6 protein-coding genes and 1 pseudogene are annotated in these 5,888 nt (G+C 71.2%); 5 read left to right on the forward strand and 2 right to left on the reverse strand.

The genetic code is table 11. The features are described 5' to 3' along the window. The coding region (locus CCN44_RS26070) for a biotin--[acetyl-CoA-carboxylase] ligase (protein WP_086700051.1) at positions 1-552 on the reverse strand (552 nt) is incomplete at its 3' end. A gap of 110 nt (positions 553-662) precedes the next feature. Between CCN44_RS26070 and CCN44_RS26075 the strand changes: the two genes are divergently transcribed. The 4 genes from CCN44_RS26075 to CCN44_RS26090 all read left to right on the forward strand — a co-directional run bounded on the left by CCN44_RS26075 (position 663) and on the right by CCN44_RS26090 (position 3,423). Then, positions 663-2,276, forward strand: a complete 1,614-nt coding sequence (locus tag CCN44_RS26075; RefSeq protein ID WP_059252296.1) for an acyl-CoA carboxylase subunit beta — start codon at positions 663-665, stop codon at positions 2,274-2,276. A 24-nt stretch (positions 2,277-2,300) separates the two neighbouring features. Beyond that, positions 2,301-2,510 (forward strand): acyl-CoA carboxylase epsilon subunit, encoded by a 210-nt coding sequence (locus CCN44_RS26080; protein WP_059252295.1) that lies wholly within the window; start codon positions 2,301-2,303, stop codon positions 2,508-2,510. A gap of 134 nt (positions 2,511-2,644) precedes the next feature. Further along, positions 2,645-2,773 (forward strand): morphogenic membrane protein MmpB, encoded by a 129-nt coding sequence (gene mmpB, locus CCN44_RS47460; RefSeq protein WP_086700044.1) that lies wholly within the window; start codon positions 2,645-2,647, stop codon positions 2,771-2,773. Between the two features lie 32 nt (positions 2,774-2,805). After that, positions 2,806-3,423, forward strand: a complete 618-nt coding sequence (locus CCN44_RS26090; protein WP_086700047.1) for a Maf family protein — start codon at positions 2,806-2,808, stop codon at positions 3,421-3,423. On the opposite strand, the gene CCN44_RS26095 is transcribed toward CCN44_RS26090, so the two are convergent. Then, positions 3,395-3,967: a hypothetical protein gene (locus CCN44_RS26095; RefSeq protein WP_189397080.1), complete on the reverse strand. Its 573-nt coding sequence runs from the start codon at positions 3,965-3,967 to the stop codon at positions 3,395-3,397. The genes CCN44_RS26090 and CCN44_RS26095 overlap by 29 nt on opposite strands. A 378-nt stretch (positions 3,968-4,345) precedes the next feature. On the opposite strand from CCN44_RS26095, the pseudogene CCN44_RS26100 reads away from it, so the two are divergent. After that, positions 4,346-5,850, forward strand: a pseudogene (locus CCN44_RS26100) (acetyl/propionyl/methylcrotonyl-CoA carboxylase subunit alpha). Positions 5,851-5,888: the final 38 nt, after the last annotated feature.

Here is a 5,888-nt window from a genome sequence, read left to right on the forward strand (position 1 = left end):
CGACCCCGCCTGCGGGACGGGCAGCTCGTCCGCCTTCAGGGTGACGTTGATGCCCACCCCGATGACGACACCGTCCGTACCGGCCCGCTCGGCGAGGATCCCCCCGGCCTTGCGTTCCTCCCCGCCCACGGTCACCAGCAGGTCGTTCGGCCACTTGAGCGCCGTGTCGACCCCCGCCGCCCGCGCCAGCCCGGTCGCCACCGCCACCCCCGTCAGCAACGGCAGCCACCCCCACCGCGCCACCGGCACCTCGGTCGGCTTCAGCAGCACGGAGAAGAACAGCCCGGACCGCGGCGGCGCCGTCCAGCGCCGGTCCAGCCGTCCCCGCCCGGCCGTCTGCTCCTCCGCCACCAGCACCGCCCCCTCGCCGGCCCTCCCGGCGGCGGCCCGCGCGGCGAGGTCGGAGTTGGTGGACCCGGTCCGCCGGACCACCTCGATGTCGCGGTACAGGCCCCCTTCCCGGACCAGCCCGCGCCGCAGCGAAACGGCGTTGAGGGGCGGACGGTCCAGATCGGACCAACGGCTGTCGTCTGATGGATTCTGCGGCGTCATGCAAGCCACCCTAGGTGTGGTAAACGACGCACTGCTGATCCGTAGGCCCACCACTACTCTACGGATGAGTAACCGTCCCCCCTTTTGAGCAGGCAGGGAGCCGCATCCCGATGTCCGAGCCGGAAGAGCGTCACGAGGTCCAAGAGATCGACATCCACACGACCGCGGGGAAGCTCGCGGATCTCCAGCGCCGCATCCACGAGGCGACGCACGCCGGCTCGGAACGCGCCGTGGAGAAGCAGCACGCGAAGGGCAAGCTGACGGCCCGTGAGCGCGTCGAACTCCTCCTGGACGAGGGTTCCTTCGTAGAGCTGGACGAGTTCGCCCGCCACCGCTCCACCAACTTCGGCCTGGACAAGAACCGCCCCTACGGCGACGGCGTGGTCACCGGCTACGGCACCGTCGACGGCCGCCCGGTCGCCGTCTTCTCGCAGGATTTCACCGTCTTCGGCGGCGCCCTCGGCGAGGTCTACGGCCAGAAGATCGTCAAGGTCATGGACTTCGCGCTGAAGACCGGCTGCCCGGTCATCGGCATCAACGACTCCGGCGGCGCCCGCATCCAGGAAGGCGTCGCCTCCCTCGGCGCGTACGGCGAGATCTTCCGCCGCAACACCCACGCCTCCGGCGTGATCCCGCAGATCAGCCTGGTCGTCGGCCCCTGCGCGGGCGGCGCGGTCTACTCGCCGGCCATCACCGACTTCACGGTCATGGTCGACCAGACCTCGCACATGTTCATCACCGGCCCGGACGTCATCAAGACCGTCACCGGCGAGGACGTCGGCTTCGAGGAGCTGGGCGGCGCCCGCACCCACAACACCGCCTCCGGCGTGGCCCACCACATGGCCGGCGACGAGAAGGACGCCATCGAGTACGTCAAGCAGCTGCTGTCGTACCTGCCGTCCAACAACCTCTCCGAGCCCCCGGTCTTCCCGGACGAGGCGGACCTCGCCGTCACCGACGAGGACCGCGAGCTGGACACCGTCGTACCGGACAGCGCCAACCAGCCGTACGACATGCACACGGTGATCGAGCACGTCCTCGACGACGCCGAGTTCTTCGAGACGCAGGCCCTGTTCGCGCCGAACATCCTCACCGGCTTCGGCCGGGTCGAGGGCCACCCGGTGGGCATCGTCGCCAACCAGCCGATGCAGTTCGCCGGCTGCCTCGACATCGACGCCTCCGAGAAGGCCGCCCGCTTCGTGCGGACCTGCGACGCCTTCAACATCCCGGTGCTGACCTTCGTCGACGTGCCCGGCTTCCTGCCCGGCGTCGACCAGGAGCACACCGGCATCATCCGGCGCGGCGCCAAGCTGATCTACGCCTATGCCGAGGCCACCGTCCCGCTGATCACCGTCATCACCCGCAAGGCCTTCGGCGGCGCGTACGACGTCATGGGCTCCAAGCACCTGGGCGCCGACCTCAACCTGGCCTGGCCGACCGCGCAGATCGCCGTGATGGGTGCCCAGGGCGCGGTCAACATCCTGCACCGGCGCACGATCGCCGAGGCGGAGGCGAGCGGCGAGGACGTCGAGGCGGTGCGCGCCCGGCTGATCCAGGAGTACGAGGACACCCTCCTCAACCCCTACGTCGCGGCCGAGCGCGGCTACATCGACGCGGTGATCATGCCGTCCGACACCCGCGCGCACATCGTCCGCGGGCTGCGTCAGCTGCGCACCAAGCGGGAATCCCTGCCTCCGAAGAAGCACGGCAACATCCCCCTCTAGGCCCCGCGGACCCTGGGAGCGGTCATGAACATCAAGGTCGTACGAGGCAACCCGACCCCGGAGGAGCTGGCCGCCGCCCTGGCGGTGGTCCGCGCCCGCGCCGCGGCGGCAGCGGCGACGCCGCCCGGCGCGGAGGGTCCGAGGGACGCGTGGTCCGACCCGGCCCGGATCGCGGCGGCCCGCGTCCCGAACCCCGGCCCGGCGTCCTGGACCCGCACGTACTGGCCGGGCTAGGGGCAGATGCCCTGAAGGGGCGCGGGGCTGTGTCGTCGTGCGGCTCCGCCGCGTGGGCGCGGGGCACAGCCCAGGGCGCCATTTGAGTACCGGTACTCAGGCGCCCTCCCCGGCCGAAGCCCCACGCTGGTGGGATGCTGTGGTCAGACCCGGAAGACGAGCCGCCGAAGGACTTGCGCGACGCGCAGGCCATGCTGCGGCGGCTCGGCCTTCTCATGGCCCTGGCCATGGTGCTGTTCATGATCGTCAGCGGTCTGAGGTGAGCCGGACGGCACAGCCTGACTAACCTGACCGCATGACTGCTACGCGCCGCAGGCGACTCGTGCTCGCCTCCCAGTCCCCCGCCCGGCTGGCCCTCCTCCGGCAGGCCGGCCTCGCCCCCGAGGTGATCGTGAGCGGCGTCGACGAGGACGCCGTCACCGCCCCCACCCCGGCGGAGCTGGCGCTCGCCCTGGCCGAGGCGAAGGCGTCGGTCGTGGCGGCCAGGCCGGAGGTGCAGGGCGCCCTGGTGATCGGCTGCGACTCGGTGCTGGAACTGGACGGCCAGGCGCTCGGCAAGCCGGCCGACGCCGAGGAGGCCACCGCCCGCTGGAAGACCATGCGCGGGCGGGCCGGTGTACTCCAGACGGGTCACTGCGTGTGGGACACGGAGGCGAAGCGGTACGTGTCGGCGACCGCCTCCACCGTCGTCCGGTTCGGCGACCCCAGCGACGAGGAGATCGCCGCCTACGTGGCCTCCGGGGAGCCGCTGCACGTCGCCGGCGCGTTCACCCTGGACGGCCGTTCGGCGCCGTTCATCGAGGGCATCGACGGCGACCACGGCAATGTGATCGGCATCAGCCTGCCCCTGATCCGCAAGCTCCTCGCGGAACTGGGCGTGGGCATCACGGAGTTGTGGGCGCCGGAACGGTGATCTGGGCGGGGACGGAGTCCTGCGGCTCGTCGTCCCCGTCCTGCGGCTCGTCCGTACGGCCGGCCGGCGCGCCCGCGCCCGCCGGGGCCGGGCCCGGCTCGGTCCGCGCGGCCGGGCCGCCGCCCTGCCCCGGCACCCCGCCGCCGGGTGCCTCGCTCTGCGGGCCGGCCGCACGGTCGTACGTCATCAGGAGCAGGACGATCAGCCCGAGGACGACCACCATGAACAGGAACGCCGTCCAGCCGACCAGCCCCCAGGCGAACGCGCCGAGCAGGCCGTGCACGACGGCCGCGCTGATCAGCAGCACCCGGCCGAGGCCGGCCGGGGCGCGGTCGCGTACCGCGACGAGCACGGCCACGAGCGCGCACAGCGCGAAGTAGAGGCCGAAGACCACTCCGCCGATCTTCGAGGACGTCGACATAACGTCCGGGTCGAGGCCGGCCAGGGACATGTCCTGCCGGTCGACGACCACTCCGAGGAACCAGTTCAGCGCAGCTATGAAAACGGCCTCCGCCAGGAGGACGACCGCCACGACCCCTGCCACCGGTCTGCGCACCACCGGTCCCACCCACTCTCACGCCGACAGCCTGTTACCTCAGGTACGTTCGAGACAGCGCGAACGCTACTAACGGGTAAACCGGGGGACAAGGGTTCGGGCATCAGCAAAGAATCATTGGGCCATTCGTAGGGACTCGACAAAGAATCAGAGTGGGCCGCAGCACGCTCTCACAGAGACCTTGGCCACATGGGAGGGCTAGGGTTTTCCGAAGGAGTCCTGCGTACCGAGGTGCGACATGGGCTTTCGCGGGTCGAGCGGGCCTCGTATCACGCTCCGTGTGGGCAAGCTCACCACTGGGGACGGGTCGAAGTGCCGTGTCGGCAGTCCCTAAACTCGGCTTGTTTCAAGGAGGGAGCCTCAATCGTGCGCAAGGTGCTCATCGCCAACCGTGGCGAAATCGCTGTCCGCGTGGCCCGGGCCTGCCGGGACGCCGGGATCGCGAGCGTGGCCGTCTACGCCGACCCGGACCGGGACGCTCTGCATGTCCGCGCCGCGGATGAGGCGTTCGCCCTGGGCGGTGACACCCCGGCCACCAGCTACCTGGTCATCGACAAGATCCTGAACGCCGCGCGGGAGTCCGGCGCGGACGCCGTCCATCCGGGCTACGGCTTCCTCTCGGAGAACGCCGACTTCGCCCAGGCCGTACTGGACGCGGGCCTGATCTGGATCGGCCCGCCGCCGCAGGCCATCCGCGACCTCGGCGACAAGGTCGCCGCCCGGCACATCGCCCAGCGGGCCGGCGCGCCCCTGGTGGCCGGCACCCCCGACCCCGTCTCCGGCGCGGAGGAGGTCGTGGCCTTCGCCGAGGAGCACGGCCTGCCCATCGCCATCAAGGCCGCCTTCGGCGGCGGTGGCCGCGGTCTGAAGGTCGCCCGGACCCTGGAAGAGGTCCCCGAGCTGTACGAGTCCGCCGTCCGTGAAGCGGTGGCCGCCTTCGGCCGCGGCGAGTGCTTCGTCGAGCGCTACCTGGACCGTCCGCGGCACGTGGAGACGCAGTGCCTGGCGGACAAGCACGGCAACGTCGTCGTGGTCTCCACCCGTGACTGCTCCTTGCAGCGCCGCCACCAGAAGCTGGTCGAGGAGGCCCCCGCGCCGTTCCTCTCGGACGAGCAGATGGCGGAGCTGTACCGGGCCTCGAAGGCGATCCTGAAGGAGGCCGGCTACGAGGGCGCCGGCACCTGTGAGTTCCTGGTCGGCCAGGACGGCACGATCTCCTTCCTGGAGGTCAACACCCGGCTCCAGGTCGAGCACCCGGTCACCGAGGAGGTCGCCGGCATCGACCTGGTGCGCGAGATGTTCCGCATCGCCGACGGCGAGGAACTGGGCTATGACGACCCGGTGCTGCGCGGTCACTCGTTCGAGTTCCGGATCAACGGCGAGGACCCGGGCCGCAACTTCCTCCCGGCGCCGGGCACGGTCACCAGGTTCGACCCGCCGTCCGGCCCCGGCGTCCGCCTGGACGCGGGCGTGGAGTCGGGCTCGGTCATCGGTCCGGCGTGGGACTCCCTGCTGGCCAAGCTGATCGTGACCGGCCGCACCCGCAAGGAGGCCCTGGAGCGGGCCGCCCGCGCGCTGGAGGAGTTCCNNCGGGCCTGGCGGCCGGCGCCAAGCCCAAGCGCCGCGCGGCGAAGAAGTCCGGCCCGGTGGCCTCCGGCGACACCCTCGCCTCGCCGATGCAGGGCACGATCGTGAAGGTCGCCGTCGAGGAGGGCCAGGAGGTCCAGGAGGGCGACCTGGTCGTCGTCCTGGAGGCCATGAAGATGGAGCAGCCCCTGAACGCCCACAAGGCGGGCACCATCAAGGGCCTGACCGCCGAGGTCGGCGCGTCCATCACCTCGGGCTCCGCGATCTGCGAGATCAAGGACTGACCCGAACGCACACCCCCACCCGCCCCCTTCACCGAAGG

Source organism: Streptomyces tricolor (assembly GCF_002155905.1).
In the GTDB taxonomy this organism is placed as follows: Bacteria; Actinomycetota; Actinomycetes; order Streptomycetales; family Streptomycetaceae; genus Streptomyces; species Streptomyces tricolor.